16 protein-coding genes are annotated in these 16,477 nt (G+C 58.6%); 1 reads left to right on the forward strand and 15 read right to left on the reverse strand.

The features are described 5' to 3' along the window. Position 1: 1 nt before the first annotated feature. From BRA1253DRAFT_RS11625 to BRA1253DRAFT_RS11685, 13 genes are all read right to left on the reverse strand, one after another. The gene (locus tag BRA1253DRAFT_RS11625; RefSeq protein ID WP_007594225.1) at positions 2-1,111 is read right to left on the reverse strand and encodes an NADH:flavin oxidoreductase; all 1,110 of its coding nucleotides are present in this window, start codon (positions 1,109-1,111) and stop codon (positions 2-4) included. 43 nt (positions 1,112-1,154) lie between these two features. Then, complete coding sequence (locus BRA1253DRAFT_RS11630; protein ID WP_007594227.1) at positions 1,155-2,102, reverse strand: nitronate monooxygenase family protein; 948 nt, start codon at positions 2,100-2,102, stop codon at positions 1,155-1,157. A gap of 20 nt (positions 2,103-2,122) precedes the next feature. Further along, positions 2,123-3,304 (reverse strand): acyl-CoA dehydrogenase family protein, encoded by a 1,182-nt coding sequence (locus BRA1253DRAFT_RS11635; protein WP_007594229.1) that lies wholly within the window; start codon positions 3,302-3,304, stop codon positions 2,123-2,125. A gap of 410 nt (positions 3,305-3,714) precedes the next feature. Further along, positions 3,715-4,137 carry an MATE family efflux transporter gene (locus tag BRA1253DRAFT_RS11640; RefSeq protein WP_007594231.1) on the reverse strand — a complete coding sequence of 141 codons (423 nt, stop codon included), beginning with the start codon at positions 4,135-4,137 and terminating at the stop codon, positions 3,715-3,717. Positions 4,138-4,236: 99 nt separating this feature from the next. Continuing rightward, positions 4,237-4,755: a PaaI family thioesterase gene (locus BRA1253DRAFT_RS11645; protein WP_007594233.1), complete on the reverse strand. Its 519-nt coding sequence runs from the start codon at positions 4,753-4,755 to the stop codon at positions 4,237-4,239. Between the two features lie 269 nt (positions 4,756-5,024). After that, positions 5,025-6,026, reverse strand: a complete 1,002-nt coding sequence (locus tag BRA1253DRAFT_RS11650; protein WP_007594235.1) for an AraC family transcriptional regulator — start codon at positions 6,024-6,026, stop codon at positions 5,025-5,027. 299 nt (positions 6,027-6,325) lie between these two features. Next, the gene (locus BRA1253DRAFT_RS11655; protein WP_007594237.1) at positions 6,326-7,882 is read right to left on the reverse strand and encodes a class I adenylate-forming enzyme family protein; all 1,557 of its coding nucleotides are present in this window, start codon (positions 7,880-7,882) and stop codon (positions 6,326-6,328) included. Positions 7,883-7,892: 10 nt separating this feature from the next. Further along, positions 7,893-8,309, reverse strand: a complete 417-nt coding sequence (locus BRA1253DRAFT_RS11660; RefSeq protein WP_007594239.1) for a Zn-ribbon domain-containing OB-fold protein — start codon at positions 8,307-8,309, stop codon at positions 7,893-7,895. A 1-nt stretch (position 8,310) separates the two neighbouring features. Further along, complete coding sequence (locus BRA1253DRAFT_RS11665) at positions 8,311-9,483, reverse strand: thiolase family protein (RefSeq protein WP_007594241.1); 1,173 nt, start codon at positions 9,481-9,483, stop codon at positions 8,311-8,313. Between the two features lie 2 nt (positions 9,484-9,485). Then, positions 9,486-10,280 (reverse strand): enoyl-CoA hydratase/isomerase family protein, encoded by a 795-nt coding sequence (locus tag BRA1253DRAFT_RS11670; RefSeq protein ID WP_007594243.1) that lies wholly within the window; start codon positions 10,278-10,280, stop codon positions 9,486-9,488. A 21-nt stretch (positions 10,281-10,301) separates the two neighbouring features. After that, positions 10,302-11,063: an ABC transporter ATP-binding protein gene (locus BRA1253DRAFT_RS11675; protein ID WP_007594244.1), complete on the reverse strand. Its 762-nt coding sequence runs from the start codon at positions 11,061-11,063 to the stop codon at positions 10,302-10,304. After that, the gene (locus BRA1253DRAFT_RS11680; RefSeq protein ID WP_245285895.1) at positions 11,060-11,926 is read right to left on the reverse strand and encodes an ABC transporter permease; all 867 of its coding nucleotides are present in this window, start codon (positions 11,924-11,926) and stop codon (positions 11,060-11,062) included. The genes BRA1253DRAFT_RS11675 and BRA1253DRAFT_RS11680 overlap by 4 nt, the downstream gene beginning before the upstream one ends. Before the next feature lie 6 nt (positions 11,927-11,932). Further along, positions 11,933-12,922 (reverse strand): ABC transporter substrate-binding protein, encoded by a 990-nt coding sequence (locus tag BRA1253DRAFT_RS11685; RefSeq protein ID WP_007594246.1) that lies wholly within the window; start codon positions 12,920-12,922, stop codon positions 11,933-11,935. Between the two features lie 207 nt (positions 12,923-13,129). On the opposite strand from BRA1253DRAFT_RS11685, the gene BRA1253DRAFT_RS11690 reads away from it, so the two are divergent. After that, on the forward strand, positions 13,130-14,071 hold the full coding sequence (locus tag BRA1253DRAFT_RS11690; protein WP_007594248.1) for a LysR family transcriptional regulator: 942 nt from the start codon (positions 13,130-13,132) through the stop codon (positions 14,069-14,071). A 41-nt stretch (positions 14,072-14,112) separates the two neighbouring features. On the opposite strand, the gene BRA1253DRAFT_RS11695 is transcribed toward BRA1253DRAFT_RS11690, so the two are convergent. Beyond that, positions 14,113-15,567, reverse strand: coding sequence for an aldehyde dehydrogenase family protein (locus BRA1253DRAFT_RS11695; protein ID WP_007594250.1), 1,455 nt, complete (start codon positions 15,565-15,567; stop codon positions 14,113-14,115). Positions 15,568-15,659: 92 nt separating this feature from the next. After that, positions 15,660-16,466, reverse strand: a complete 807-nt coding sequence (locus BRA1253DRAFT_RS11700; protein WP_007594252.1) for an enoyl-CoA hydratase/isomerase family protein — start codon at positions 16,464-16,466, stop codon at positions 15,660-15,662. Positions 16,467-16,477 lie beyond the last annotated feature (11 nt).

The following is a 16,477-nucleotide window of genomic DNA, read 5'->3' on the forward strand; positions in this document are numbered from 1 at the left end:
CTCAAACGAGATCGGAGAGCATGTCTTTCTCGAAAGACTTCAATTTGCCTGACGTTCCGTTGCGAAGTTGCGCGGGCCAGTCTGGGTTGGCGACGAGTGCGCGCCCGATTGCGACCAGGTCAAATTCATCCTGCGAAAGCCGGTCGAGGAGGTCGTCGATATTCGCCACGTCGGCAACGCGACCGCCCAATGATGCAATGAAGTCGCTGCCGCTGCTTAGGCCAACGCCTCCAACTGTAATCGTGGGTTTACCCGTCAGGCGCCTGGTCCAGCCGGCTAGATTGAGGTTGGATCCTTCGAACTCCGGCTCATGATAGCGCCGGGTGGAGCAGTGGAAGATGTCAACCCCAGCTTCCACGAGCGGGGAGAGAAACTGTTCCCATTCTTGCGGAGAATGCGCCAAACGCTGAGTGAAATCCTGCTGCTTCCATTGCGAGACGCGCAGAATCAAGGGGAAACGCGGTCCGACAGCGGCTCGAGCTGCTTTGATAATTTCAGCTGCGAAGTTCGCTCTTCTGCGTAAATCTCCTCCCCAAGTATCCTCGCGAGTGTTTGTGCCTGCCCAGAAGAATTGGTCAATCAGATAACCGTGCGCTCCATGAAATTCTACCGCGTCGAAGCCGATCTGTTGGGCTGCACGAGCTCCCTTGGCGAAGGCGTCGATTACGTCCGCAATTTCGCTTTCCGCCATGGGCGAACCAACGACCCTTCCAGGTACATAGATTCCTGACGGTCCGACCGCCGGCAGGAGGTCGGTTTTTGGCCGTCCTTGATTGCGCATCATGCCGACGTGCCAAAGCTGCGGAGCGATCTTACCTCCGGCCGCATGGACCGCTTTCACGACATCCGACCAGCCGGCAAGCGACGCCTCGCCATGAAACGCCGGATGGTCAGTTGATTGAGAGGATGCATGGTGGTCGATAGTGGTTCCCTCGGTGACGATCAACCCGACCCCACCTTCGGCTCTTCGGCGGTAGTACGCCACAACGTTCTCTCCTGGAATCCCATTTGGAGAAAAGGAGCGCGTCATCGGTGCCATGACGATTCTGTTTGGTATGCTGAGCTTCTCTGATGCGAATGGTCGAAACAACGTCTCAATTGAGCGTGTCATTTGTGTAATCTCCTTTGAAGAGGTCTGTCAGCTCTTCTTCGTGTCAGCAGTAATTGCGCGGAAGGTCGCATGCTTGCAGATATTCCCGTCTCAGACGGGCGACCAACTCGGCGACGGTGTCCACGCGACGCACACATCCGACCCCATGGCCGGCCGACCAGACCGTTGTCCAGCGAACGCGCTGCTTCTCGATCAGCGAACTGTCGCTGAAATCCACTTTCGGATTCACGAGAAAATCGGTTGGATCAATGCCGGCCCTAACCAAGGTTGGCCGGAGCCAGTTCGCCAAGACGTTCGTAACCGTGTTCGTGAGAACCAGATCATCAATGGTCGAATCGATCAGCATGCTCTTGTACTCCGGGACGGCGAGACTCTCCTCGGTAGCGATGAACGCCGTCCCCATCACTGCCAGGTTGGCACCCGCCGTCTCGACGGCTCTGATCTCGGCGCCATTTGAGAGCCCTCCGCCGAGAGCGATGGGACCATCGAAGAATTCCCTGACGGCCGACAGCAGCGAAAAGCCATTCATCCGCCCTGTATGTCCACCGGCACCTGCTGACACCAGGATCAAACCATCCACCCCAGCGTCGACCGCCTTTTTGGCAAAGGCGACCGAGTTGACGTCGGCGAATACCTTTCCACCCCAAGCGTGAACCCGGTCGACGATCGGCTTCGGCCCGCCCAATGCCGTGATGACGACGGGTACGCGGGCTTTCTCCAAAACGCTCAACTCATCAGTGAGGCGTGGGTTGGTCGGGTGCACGACGAGATTTGCCGCCCAAGGTACACACGACGGACCGCTTAATCGCTGCGTTATCTCGGCAATCCACTCACTGAGCACTTCGATGGTCCTAGCATTCGCGCATGGGAAACTGCCGAGAACGCCATTCGCACAGGCCGCGATCACGAGATCAGGCCCCGACACCAAGAACATCGGTGCCGCGATAAGCGGTAGCCTGAGTGCGCCTTTATATTCGTCCAAAAATGCCAAGATGATGGCCCCCCTCGGGATTATAGCTGCTCAATATCGGTCGGAAGATCGAGCAAAAGTCGACCCACAAGTTCGTAGGTCCCCGGTCCGACCATCATGTGCTGACCAGCGACCTGGACATCGCGAAGTCGTCGCTGAATGTCGGAGGTGCGATACACAGCCGTCCCGCCTGCGAGTTCGTAGATGATGTTCACGCATAGTTTGGCGGCTTGAACGGCCTGCGAGGTCGCCAGCCGCAGGTCACGACGATCTTCGGTCGACACCTCGCCACGAAGCGCGCCTGACCAAGCGGCATCGATTGCTTCGTAGAAGAACGCCCGACCCGCGCGCAAAGCAGCTTCAGCTTTTGCGATGCCAGATTGGGTGGACTGTTTCTCGGCCAGGACGCGCGTGTTTCCTTGCGGGACCTTCTTGCCCGCGAACTCCAAGAAGTCGTCGATTGTCGCCCTAGCGACGCCTAACGTGACCGAAGCAATGCCGATGGCCAAAATTCCGAAGTTCGGAAACAGGAAGATGGGGTGGCTGCTGCGGCGCTTGCCGAACCGCTTTATCGTCCGGACTGCCGGCACGAAAACGTCGTTCACGGCGTAGTCGGTCGAACCCGTGCCCTGCAATCCCATTACGTTCCAGGTATCAATAAATTCGACGTCGGCCGCGTCGAAAACTATCGTAAGGTGTTCCGGCTTGGCTCTCTCGTCCAATTGTATCGCACCGGCCTGATCCACGACGAACGCACCGCCAACTATCCAATGGGCATTGCGAGTGCCTGACCCCCATTGCCAACGGCCCTTGACCAGATAGCCATCACGACCATCGCGGGTCACCGGCCTGGCGCGACCGTTGGGAGCAAATGCGCCGGCGGCGATCACCCCTGGCTTGCGCAGAATTTGCTTGAATTCCTCAGTCTGCGCGCTCGCCAGCCCGAATGACGAGGTGATGCCGATGAAAACACACCAAGCTGCGGACGCGTCTGCTTTCGCTAATTGTTCGACGATCTCGGCGTAGACCCGTGGCGAAAGCTCCTCACCTCCATACTCGGCCGGCGTACATACCTGATACAGGCCGTCACGAGCCATGCGGTCCGCGAGGTCTTGGGGCAAATGCCGCAGTTGCTCGAATTCGAGATGTCGCTTGCGAATTTCGTCAGCATAGCGGGAGGCAATCATCTTGAGATCGTCCACTTTCCCGATCGATGTCTGCACCGCAATATCCTCCGAATCGTATATTCATTGGCGACCCAGCATGCGCCGCCTCGATATAATGCACGCTGCCGGGAGGCCGTTTCGGCCAAGAAGGAAGGCCGTTTCGGCAAGCAGCGGCGAGCCTTGTGAACCGAAGTTGCGACGTAACGAGTCGCAGTCGGCCACAACCATGTCGGGCTGGTTGGAAACTAACGTTGGCACGCAATAGACCAGTTGCGCAGAACGGGTGATTAACGGCCCCAATCCGCCAACGTCACGCCGGATACGCCGCGTGAGAATGATCAGTGCGAAGCATTGCGCGGCCGGCGCAGCAAACCCTATGCCAATAATGCCAAGGCCCGCAAAGCCCCGACGCCGAAAGTGAGCAGGTAGCCGAGGGGCATCTGCATCAGGGATGACATAAGTATCCATCATCCAGGAAACGCTGCGTCGCGGAGGCCGCGGAAGGTCGAAGCCAATGCTTGAAGGATCCATGTGACCATCGCGCCGGCAAAGAAACCTGTCGCGTAGGTGGTAGCAGCGTCGGTTGCGGCGGCGTCACCGGCGCCTCGCGCGTTTGCGAACACTCGGAAGATGGGCCGCCCAAAGCCGATCATGACGACCATGAAAGCCAAGCCGGAAACCATGGCAATGATTAAGCCATTGACCGCTAGATCGTGCGCATCGGTGCGTGACTTGCGTCCGGTCGCACGCGCGACGGCGGCTGCTATACCGCCGCCTATACCGCCGCCTATGCCGCCCGCAGCAAGCGTCTGCATCAAGATCACGAACGGGAAAAACGAAAGCGAAGCCTCCGAGCGCTCCCGTCCCAATCTTGCCTGCCATAAAGGCATCGAATGTATTCGCGGCGATTTGCGAACACAGGACCAATGTTGTTGGCCAGGCAAGCCGCGCGATAGGCCCTATCGCGGCAATTCGAGAAGCAGCCAGGATCATTGCTCAGTCGTTTCGGCCTTAGGCCTCGCGGGGTTCTCATAGATCAATAGCGTGGACGTCGCAGACGCGCAAAGTCGTCCCTCTCCGTCAGTGAGAGTGGCCTCCGCAAAAGCAGCCCTGCCACCCGCCGAGATCACACGGCCCTCCGCGCGCACTGGCCCGCTCTTCTGAGTGAGGGCGCGCTGAAAGGAAACTTTCAACTCGAGGGTCGTATAGGTCTGACCGATTCGCAGCTTCGAATGCACGGCAATGCCGCAAGCGCTATCGAGCAACGTCGCGGCATAGCCGCCGTGCACAGTGCCAATCGGGTTGTATACTGAACGATCTGGCGAGCCCTCGAATACGACTTGGCCCCGGTCGGGCGTTGTCAGCTCTAATTTCAAGGTTTGCAGCATGGGCGCGCTGATACCATGGGCGCGCATCGCCAAAAGCTGATCATATCCGTCGAGTTCTGACAGGGTCGCCAACAGGTCAGAACTGGCGCCGCCGATCTCCCGAGTACGACTATCGCTCACGTCAGCCTCCGTCTGTGTACCTGGATGCTTAGATAGTGAGCCATAGCGGCTCGAGCCTGCTGGAAAATGCTCCAGCGCGTCTCATCGCGCACCAGTAGCGCCCCAAGACGCGCCGCACGCGCGACATAATGCAACGCTGTTAAGGGCCATTCCGGCCAAGGAGGAAGGCCGTTTCGGCAACCGACGGCGGCGAGACTTGTGAGCCGGATGGAAGCGTTGCGATGTCGTCGTCACATTCGTTTCTGAAGGGCGTGCTCCGGCGGAGCGCTTCAAATTGCACGTTGGCGCCGGCGCGAATTGTCCGGGAGAGCTTCCCTCAAATAACTATCTGGCGTTATGCCCGTCCAGCGTCGAAAGGCACGCCTAAAAGTGGAGGCATCGCAATACCCGAGCAGTTCGGCGACATCGCGAACCGGCATTTCCAGCAGGTAAGCACGGGAAAGTTCGGTGCGCAGCTCTGCCAACAGTGCGGTAAAGCTCCAACCCATCCTCGAGAGCCTCCTCCGAAGAGAACGTTCCGATACGTTAAGGGCCGCTGCGACTTCTGAAGCGCGCAAGGATTGGTCGCGCGCAAGCGATAGAATTTCGGCCACACGATCAGGCAATCCCTCTTCCGACGCAATACTCGCAAGTACATTCTCGGCCAAGCGGCCATGCGCCCGGGAATACGTTGAAAAGGTACCAGAGAGGGGCGCATCGATCGCCGCCTGCGGCATGATCAGTCTGTTCCGACTGGCCTTGAACGTCACGGGAATTCCGATTTCCGCACGATACGCGGCAATGTCCGGTGGAGCATAGTCAAGTTCAAGTCGCACCTCCGCAAGATCTGCGCCCAGCTGTGAAAGAGTCTGCAGATTGCTGGCGAAGAAGAGGTCCGGGACGAAGTTCGTAAAGCCTTTCAAACGGATCGGATGCTTGTACTCGAAAACGACGTTTGACTGTCCAGTGCTCAGGGTCGCCGCATTTGGCGGATGAGACTGAAATATCCGCATATACTTGATACTCGTCTGCAGCACATGGCGTGGGGTTGGCGCGCTCATGACCGCGTAGCTCAATGGACCGAACGCATTTATCGGGACCTTCTTGCCAATTCGCAGCCCTAACAAATCATCACCTGTCGCACCTTTGGCGAACAGGGCAAGCCGGTAGAGACGTCCTTGGCGATCAAGTTTCTTAAAGCCAAGATCACTCGTCACCGACCGATGATCGATGCCGAGGGTTTCAAGGTGCTTGACGAGCACCGGTTCGAAGGCAAGCCGTTTGATAGTCAACTTGACGACCGATCGCTTGGAAAGCTGGGAATCTCGCTGCCGTCTGCCTCTCGTCGCGAGGCATCGCGCGGAGACCAGCGAGGGCCTTGCGTTGTTCCATTAGCTGACGTGCTGCTAGAGTCACCGGCCATGGAGGCTTTCTTCCTTAGCTTCGACTATCCGACGACTAACGGGGCAGTTTCGGCCAGATAGGGGGGCCGTTTCGGCCAACCGACGTTGCGGCCATTCCACGCCGGCTCGCCCAATGCGCCGCGATGGGGTCGTAGGAGTACATGCGCCCTTGCTTTGTAAGCGAGACGCTAGGCGCTCTTTTCCAGCGACCCGACGCTGTCGTCGACGTTGACTGCCTGATCCCGCAAAGATCGTTTGAGCACCTTACCGAGAGAATTCCGCGGTAACGCGTCGACTATGAATACGTACTTGGGCTTCTTATATCCAGCGACCAGATTGCGCACGTGTTCGACAACTGAGGACGGCGTCGGGCTTGTGCCTGGACATCGCTCGATGAAGGCCGCAACCGCCTCTCCGAAGACGGCATCGGGCACTCCGATAACAGCGGCGTCGGCGACCTCGGGATTCTGCAGCAGGGCCTGCTCGACTTCCTTGGTGTAGATATTGAAGCCGCCGCTCAGGACCATATCCTTCTTGCGATCGACGATATAGAGGTAGCCGTCGTCGTCCGCCTTGGCGACGTCGCCCGTATGTATCCACCCGTCCTTTATGGTGTTCGCTGTTTCGTCGGGCCGATTGTAGTAGCCCCGCATCACGGAATATCGGCCTGGCTGCCCTACGCGTACGAGTAGTTCGCCCGGCTCACCGGTCTTCACCTCAACACCTGCATCATCGACGATCTGAACCTCGACGCCGGGCGTCGGACGGCCGATCGAGGAGGCGTGATCGAACTGCTCCTCATGCGACAGCGAGGTCACGCCTCCCACCTCAGTCATCGCAAAAAACGACACCAGTCGCACGTCCGGCAGCAGCGCTAGAAATTGATTCTTTAATTCAACCGGGAACGCTTCGCCCGTCACGACGATGCGCCTCAGCGATGCGCAGCGCGAAGGATCGTCTTTGATCTCGGGGAGCAGCATCCGGCATACCGTCGGGACCATACCGACGACGGTGATCCGTTCTTTCGCGATCGTGTCGACCGTTTCACGCGGATCGAACTTCTTCATGACGACGAGCGTGCCGCCGAGCGTCAGCGAATTGGCGAGCCGGGCAAAGCCGGTCCGATGGGCGAGCGGCGTCGTCACAAGATAGCGGTCTTCGCTCGAAATTTCCCATTCGACGGCGTTTATGAAACAATGCTGAACAACAACATTCGAGTGCGTTATGATCGCTCCCTTCGGCTTTCCGGTCGTCCCCGAAGTGTACATTATGATTGCGTCGTCCGATTCGATCGACAGCCGCGGCAACCGACCGGGCTCCGCATTTCTAAGCTCCGCATATTCGACTGAGCCCTCTACGGCACGTCCAGTGGTGACCCAGATCGCATCCGGATTTTTCTGCAGCACGTCCGAAATAGACGAGCCATTTCCTTCGAACACAATCGCCAGGGGCTGACTGTCGGAACAGATGTGCTGCAATTCGTGCGGCGTCAGCCGCGTCGTGACCGGGATCACGATCGCGCCTACCGAGAATGCCGCATAGAATAGTTCGACGATCTCGATGCAGTTGGGAAGAAACACGACGATTCGATCGCCCGGACCGACGCCTTGCGACCGAAGACCGCTCGCGACGCTCCGGATTCTACGGTCGAGATCCTTGTAGGTAATCCGATCGTCACCGCAGATCAGAGCAATCCGGTCAGGATGGCGCACCGCTTGCGCGCTAAGTATGGTTTCCAGGCGCATGTCGGATGCCTCAGACCACGTTAAATGCTGGATATTGCACTTCCTCAGAAAGACGATCCCACGCCACTTCCACGCGCTGGCCGATTTTGACCGTGTCCACGTCCTTGTTCAGGATGTTGCCAAGGATGCGCACGCCTTCGTCGAGCTGGATGGTTGCAACGGAAAGGGGAAGCCGTCCCTCGAGACCGGGGCCGGGAACGCGGATCACGGTGCAGGCATAGATCGTGCCCTTACCGGCCACCTCGCGCCATTCCAAATTCCGGCTGCCAGTGAAGATGCTGACCGGGCGCGGATAGTGCTGAAACTGGCCGGTATCCTTGCAGTACTGCAGCACCAGTTTGCCTACCTTGGCTCCATCCCAGAACGGCTTGGTGTCAACGTAAACCGAAGGCTTCGGGACGGGACGTCCCGTCTTTTCATCAGCCATTTTATGCCTCCAAAATCATAGCGGCGCTGGTACCCCAGTTCCGCGCATAGGGAATCACGCCGATGCCGGTCACCAGCGCGTTCTTCGGATTTGCCACCTGGCGTCCACCACCTTCGCCAAACAATTGTCGAACTGCCTCGGCTAGATTGAGCCCCCCGCTGGCAAGTCCGGGCTGACCGGCCGAGATCTGGCCTCCTCCGGTGTTGAGTGGCAGCGTTCCCTTGTGGGAGAGATCAGTATCGAGGGTAAAGTCGCTGCCCTGCCCACGCTTGCAGAAGCCGAAATCCTCGAACTTCATCATGACGGCAATGGTGAAGTCGTCATAAGGCTGGAACATGCGAATGTCCTTCGCTGTCAGGCCTGATTGCTTAAAGATCTTCGGCGCTATCGCCGAGAATCCGGTCTCGGTGATCTCCGAAAGCGGCTTACTTCCATTGAAATTCGTCACCTCGGCATAGGCCGTTGGAAATGCCATTTTGGTGATCCCGAGGCTGCGAGCCTTTTCTTCTGTCGTTACGAGAAAAGCGTTCGCGCCGTCGCAAAACATGACGCAGTCGAGGAGACGCAGCGGGTCGGCAATGACGCGCGATTTTTCATAGTCTGCCATCGTAATCGGCGTCTTGAACTTTGCGTAGGCGTTCTCGTTGTGGAGAGCATGTTCGCGCTGCGTAATCGCGATCTTTCCCAGCGCTTCCGACTTGATGCCAAACTGATGGTTGTACCTGCTCATCAGAAGCCCGAATGTCGCCGGCGGTCCTTGGACGCCGGGCGGATCCTGGAATTCGGAACGGTAGGCTCCGTAGTTTGCACGCCACGCCGTGCTTGGAGCGTCGGCGGACAGAACGACGACGACCTCGCAATGTCCGTCGCGAATGGCAGATGCCGCGCGGGCAACACCCCCGGTCGCCGAGCATCCGCCAGTCCCGCCGTAGTTGAGCCAGGTCGGCGTAAGGCCCAATGCCTCCGTCATGTAGACTGCAAAGAACGGATTGGGACACTCGCTCAGCGGAGTGGTCACGGAGAGGCCGTCGATGACATCCTTTGAAATGCCGGTTGCGGCCAGAAGCTTGGCCAAGGCTTCACCTCCAAGGTCAAACGCGCTGCGTCCGGTCTTGAAGTCAATCGCCGTCTCCGAATACCCGGCGATTACGATGTCGCGTTTCTTCGCAGTCATTGTCACTCTCCGCGGAATGCAGGTGACCGCTTTTCACGAAAAGCTGCCAGCCCTTCGTCGCGATCCTTGGTGAAGTAAAGCAGGAAGGAAGCGTCACCCTCGGCGTCAAAGCCGTCCGCAAGCGACATGTCGATGCCGCGATCGATCACGGACTTCGTCATCATCACCGGGATCGGCGCGTTGTCGCTGATGCTTTTGGCGATTTCGCGAGCCTTTTCTAGCGCTTTCCCCTGCTCCGTGACGTGATTGAGGATACGGTAGCGCTCGGCCTCCGCGGCGGTGATCCGCCTGCCGGTCCACATCAATTCCTTTGCGAGCGGCTTCCCTATTAACCGTGGGAGCGTCTGGGTGCCGCCACCGCCGGGCATCATTCCGAGCTTGATCTCGGGCAGCCCGAATTTTGCGTTGGCGCCGGCGACTATGATGTCTCCGACTAGTGCGAGCTCCAGGCCGCCGCCCAACGCAAACCCCTCGATGGCGGCTATCAGCGGCTTGGTGAAACCACCGATGTCCTTGAAGAGCCGATTCACCTTCCGGGTCCTCTTCCGGTATCGGTAGAAGTCAAAATAGCCGTTTTCCTCAATCTGGAACTCGCTGGTATCGATCCCCGTGCAAAATGCCTTGTCGCTGCCAAGCAAAATGACCGCCCGTACGCTCCTGTCGTGCTCGACTTCATTCAGTATCGCGAGGATCTCGTCGGCCGTCTGTTCTCGAAGCGAATTGAGCTTGTCGGGTCGGTTGATCGTGATTTCGACCCAGCCGTTTTCGCGGTTGAGGATGACATCCTGGTAGCTCATATCTCTTCGTCTCCGATGATTTCAATGTTCGGTCTGTGATTCGCCGCCCATGGCAGATGCGATCTGAGCGTGGAGTTCGGCGATCTTGTGCGGGTCGTACCTCGCTTCGTCGCTGATCTGCACCTCGAGCGCGACCCTGGCTGGAGGGCTCAACACTAGCGCGCGGTCGGCCATTTCGAGTGCGTCGTCAATCCGGTGGGTAATCAGCAAGCAGGTCTTTCGAAATTCGCGCGCTATCTGAAGAAAATCGCGACGCAACGTTTTCGACGTCACATGGTCGAGCTGACTGAACGACTCGTCGAGAAACACGATTTCGGGGTCGATGGCGAGCGCGCGCGCAAGTGATACGCGCTGGCGCATGCCTCCTGAAAGTTCGTGGACATATTTATCGTCGGCGCCGTCGAGACGGACCCGCGCAAGCCACTCTCTGGCGCTCGCGCGTGCCCGTGACTTGGAGTTTCCCAGAATAAGAAGTCCCAATTCAACGTTCTCGACTGCCGTCCGCCACGGCAAGAGCCTGTCGGTCTGGAAGCTGACCGAAAGCCGTCCCTTGAGCGCTTTGAAGGACGCATAGGGATCGAAGCCGGCCACCCGGATCTGACCGGAGTTGGGGCACGTCGTACCCATGATCAAATTCAGGACTGTGCTTTTTCCGGCACCGGTCTGTCCGAGAAGAACGACGATTTCACCGCGGCGGACACTCATCGAAAGGTTATCGACCGCCAGATAGTTCCCGAACGTCTTGGTAACGTCGTGAACCTCAATGAGAGCTTCTTCGCTCATCTTACCGTCGCCTCCGCACGCCATTTCAGAGAGATCTTTTCCAGTCCGTTCACGATTGCCTGCAACAGCAGGTTTAGGATCACGAGGAAGAAGGTCCATGCCAGCACCTGATCGATCCGAAATGTCGACTGGGCGAGGTTCATTCGCGCGCCGATACCGACGGCGGATGCGACGAGTTCGGCGAAGATCACCATGCGGATCGCGTAGCCGATCACCGATTTCGTGGTAAGGAAAATGTAGGCCACGATGTGCGGGAGAATGAGATAGCGAAGCACCTGCCAACGCGACGGACGGAAGCTCTCGATCATGTCGACGAGCTCTTTCGGTAAAGCGCGTACGCCTTCGTAGACGTTGAGGGCGTAGAACGGCAGCAGGATGACGAGCAGAATGAAGAAAATTCTCGATTCCGGATTTTTGAACCAGAACACCGCAATCAGCATCCACGACAGCGCGGGAATACCAGTATCGATAACGACGATGGCCTTCAGATATGGGCGAACGGAAGGAAACATTCCCATCGCGAGTCCGATCAATACCCCCGCAACCATCGCAATCACGACGGAAATGGCGAGACGGACGAGCGTAACGGCAACGTGGTAGGGATCCGAGAAGAACAGCTCCCGTGCCGCATTCCAGACGGTCACGGGCGACGGCATGATGTAGTCCGGCACGAAGCGGCTGGTGATTTCCATTGCAACAAGAAGGACAATGACAACAACGCACGTCGCGAAGATATCGCGTCTTCCCTCGGGATTCTTCCGCGCTGCGGCCACTCCGGCCAGCGGCTTAACGAGTTCCGCAGCGACTGAGCGCTCCGGACGCGAGGTTCGATCTACCGCAATAGACATCGGTCTTTCCGTCATGATGGGTCAGGCGGCAAAGAAGTTCTGATCGACCGGCCTGGTCAGCAGGCCGTTGCGCGCTAAAAACTCGCTTGCAAGAAGTATCGACGATCTCGAAAGGTCATCGCTCATAGGCCGGTAGTTGAAAGCGAGGCGCTTCGAACTCATGGCCTCCTTAAGCGTATCCGGCGCAATGCCAGTCTTGCTGCCGAACAGATCGACAGCCTTCGTCGTGTTCGCGTTGATGCCGCTGAGGCAATCTTCGAAGACCTTGCTGACCTTCGCCGCGATGCCAGGATTGGCATCGGCCAATTCCTTGCGGATCGCCACCCCAAAATACGGTAGCTCCAGCCCGCCAGAGAGCCGTTTATAGACGTCGCCTGCCTTCAAGATCACACGTAAGTCAGGCTTCTTCATCAGCCCGGTCGTTATGTTAGGCTCCCACGACAAGGCCGCGTCGGCTCGATCGGCCATCAGCAGCGTCACCGACGCGGCAGGATTGTCGACGTTCTGGATCGTTGCCTCTTTTTCGATGTCGAATGCGAACGCCTCGTTGATGAGGGCTTTGACCATGCGATACGTACCGGTCGACTGCAGGGCCGCGATCGTCTTGCCTTTGAGCTGAGACACGTTGTCGACGCCGCCCTTGGGTGCCAACAGGGCGATCATGTTGGCGTCGGTGATCGTACAGAGGTACTTGATGGGCACACCGGCCTGGTAGCGGGCAGCGAAGGTATCCCAACTCCCAATGCAGACGTCGTAGTTTCCAGCGACGAAGTCGTTGTAGTAGGTCGACACGGCCGTATACGGAGCCGGATCGGGAAAGGAGAGACCGTTCTTGCTGCCAAGGTCGTTGGCGAGAATGTACTGGACCGGCAGCACCGTAAAACCTGGCTGCAGCGATGCCCACCGCACCCGAATGTCCGCCGCCGCCATCGCGTGCCGGATAGATGATGGCAACGCAAATGAGCTCGCGGCCGCAGCGGCGAGCAAGTGTCGCCTGGAAATGTGCGCCATTGTCTTCTCCCGGATCGGTGCGTGGACCGCGTCTTTTTTGCTTTTTGGCTTCGCTGCGCCCTGGTCCGGAAAGACCAAATCCGATCTCGGTCCGAACCTTGAATTGACCCTATGCTTGCCAAAGTCGGGACGATAGCGCATTTTCGACGCTACGCCGTTCCAAATATGGGACGAACTGATGGGTCCCGGGTGGAAGGGATGCAGGCTATGACCAGAAAATTGGACCTGAACGCGCTCCTGCTGTTTTTCGAGGTCGTCAATGCCCGCAGCATTAGCAGCGCGTCGAGAAAGCTCGATATTCCAAAATCCACAGTCAGCCGTAAGCTGATGTTTCTGGAAGATCAGCTCGGAGCCGTCCTCTTCAAAAAGGGAGGCCGCACGCTTGCCGTGACCGACATCGGCCAAGCTCTCTACGAGCACTGCGAACGCATCGCCGCCGAGATTGAGGAAGCGGGTCTTGGAACAACGCGAATGCAAACCGAGCTGCGGGGAATGCTCCGGGTCAGCATGCCCGTGGATTTCGGCACCGGCTGGCTAAGCAGCGCAATCGCCGCATTCGCCGTCAGTTTTCCAGATATCCATCTTGTGATCGACGCCAACAGCCGGTGGATCGACGTGTCGGTCGAGCCCTACGATGTTGCGGTGCAACTTGGCACTCTCCCCGAGACACACGGCGGCATCCGCCACCTGGCAAGCATTGCGCGCGGCGTCTACGCGAGCCCCTCGTTCCTGGAAAGAAGAGGCGTTCCCCTCAGCGTCGACGATTTTGAACGCTTCGATTGCATCGTGACCGAACATCAGCGCGCCGAAGGCGTCTGGAATTTCCGCAGTGGGCTTGGTGTCAAGGTCATCGACGTTGTCGGACGGATCTCCGTGAATCACATCGGCGTGGCACGCGAACTCGTAATCGGTGGAGTCGGACTTGGCATTCTTCCTAACATCATGTGTCTGAACGATGTGAGAGCCAAACGACTGGTTCGCGTGCTCACTGACTGGGAAAGTCCGTCACTGCAGGTCAGTGCGACATTCCTCGGCAAGCGCAAGGAGTCGCGACGCCTGCGCGCGTTTCTCGATTTTATGGAGGCCAAGCTGAAGATCGAAGGAAGCGCCGGCCAACCGTTGTCGACCATGCAACGGCGGCTGAGCTGACACGACTTGACGGTAACGTTATCGAAGGAGATCGCCCGCCTCTACACCACACCGCAATTTTGATAGACATGCTTGATCTCGACAAAGTCGTTCAGCGCCTCATAACCATGGAGGCGGCCAAGTCCGCTGCGGCGGTAGCCACCCGTCTCAGCTTCGGCAAACAGCTTGTTGTGGTCGTTTATCCAGACGGTGCCATTCCGCAACGCGCGTGCCACCCGCATCGCGCGTGCGCCGTCGTTGGTCCATACACTGGCTGAGAGGCCATATTCACTGTGATTAGCCCGAACGACAGCCTCCTTTTCGTCTTCGAACTTCTCAATCACCACCAACGGGCCGAAGATTTCCTCTTGGACGAAGAATGCAGCGGTGTCGCTGTGCGCGACAAGGGTCGGCGTCAGAAAGAACCCTCGAGAACAATCACCGTCCGGCCGTCCCCCGCGAAGAACGACTTCGTCGGCGAGCTCGACGGCTTCCGCAATCCGTTTGGTGACGCTCTCAAGAGAGGTCGCATCGATTAGAGGTCCCATCTCGACCGTTGGTTCTATTCCGGTCCCGACTTTGACACGTGCAAGCGCGGAGCAGAGTGTTGCCTTCATATCGTCGTAACGCGAAGCATGAACCAGCACACGCCGGGCCGCGGTGCACTGTTGCCCGGCGATGATCGTAGCTGCCGCAGCGAGCTTCGGGGCGACGTCCGCCACGTCCGCATCTTCAAATACTAGGCAGGCGGACTTCCCGCCCAGCTCAAGCGACAACTTCTTCATGGACGGGGCCGCCGCAACCATAATGCGCTGGCCCGTCGCGTTTGAACCGGTGAAGCTAATGACATCCACTTCGGGTGAGGTGACGAGATATTGCGCAACCTCATGCCGTTCTTCTGAGAGAAGATTGACAACTCCGTTGGGCAAGCCGCCGATTTCGTGGAGGCATTTTACAAGCTCCGCAGTAATCAATGCGGTTTGTGGCGCTGGCTTTATAACGACGGTACAGCCCGCGCAAAGGGCAGGCGTAAGTGCGCGAATCAAAAGCACGGCAGGCGCATTCCACGGGATGATGAGCCCGGCGACGCCGGCCGGTTCCTTAAACAGGGTCGAATATGCTCCTGGCTCGACTTCGAACACGTGGCCGGGAATGTAGCGCGTCAAGCCGGCATAGTAGCGTATCTCAGATACACTAGCGGCGATCTCGCCCCGCGAGTGCGCGAGCGGCTTTCCATTCTCCAATGTGAGGAGATGCGCCAATTGCTCGCCGCGGTTCTCCATCAGATCGGCCCATCGCAGCATCACAAGTTGCCGGAGCCGCGCATTCTGTGCCCAGCCCGGACGATCAAAGGCGCGGCGCGCCGCGGCAACTGCCGCTTCCGCGTCCGCCCGTCCGCTTGCTGGATAGCATCCCAATATTTGCTGGGTCGACGGGTCAATGCTCGGGACCGTTCGGCCGGATTGAGCAGGTTGCCAATGACCGTCGATGAGATTTCGAGCCTGCATTGATATCATGAATTGCTGATCCTGGATGTTATCTGCAAGGCGCGCAGCACGACGTAACCCGGCGAGCGGCAGTCTTCCGCCGGGTCACGTCCGTTCCTGGACTATAGCCCCGTAAATTTCGGAGCACGTTTGGTGTTGAAGGCCTCGACACCTTCCTTGAAATCCGCCGATTGGCGCAGACGGCTATAGCAATGGCCCTCGAGTTCGATCGCGATGGCCAGCGTCGAATCCTCGGTGTCGTTCAGGAGCTTCTTGGCTGTGCGCTGCGCCAGTGGCGAGAAGGTGCGGAGCTCGTCGACCAGCTTGTCGGTCGCTTTCTCCAGCTCGGCATCCGGCACGCATTCGGTCGCGATGCCCCAGTCCAGCGCCTGCTTCGCCGAGATGCGCTTAGAGCGCATCACGATGTCCTTGGTGCGGGTGATGCCGACCATTTTCTGAAGGCGCGCCGAGCCGCCCGAACCCGGGATCTGGCCGAGCTTCTGCTCCGGCAGCGCGTATTGCGCGGTCTCCGACGCGATGCGGAAATCGCACGCGAGCGAGAGCTCGAAGCCGACGCCGAAGCAATAGCCGCGGTTGGCGACGATGACAGGCTTGGCGCAACGCGCGGGCGCCGCGATGTTCCAGGCGAGCTTGGAGACGTGCTCGGGGCTAGCTTCCATGAAGCCGCCGATATTGCCGCCGCTGGAGAAGTGCTCGCCCTCGCCGCGCAGCACGATGATGCGGACGCGCGGATCCTCGTCGAGCGTCTCGAAGGTCAGCCGGAGCTGGTCACGCTGCGGCATCGCCACGACGTTATAGGGCGGACGTCCGAGAATGATGTCAGCGCGCTCATGCGCCTCGTCGATCTCGACCTTGAACCCGTCGAGCTTGGAGAGCCGGGGATCAGCAAATATATAGGGTGACGGCATCTATGCTTCCT

The sequence above is a fragment of the Bradyrhizobium sp. WSM1253 genome (assembly GCF_000244935.1).
Lineage (GTDB): Bacteria > Pseudomonadota > Alphaproteobacteria > Rhizobiales > Xanthobacteraceae > Bradyrhizobium > Bradyrhizobium canariense.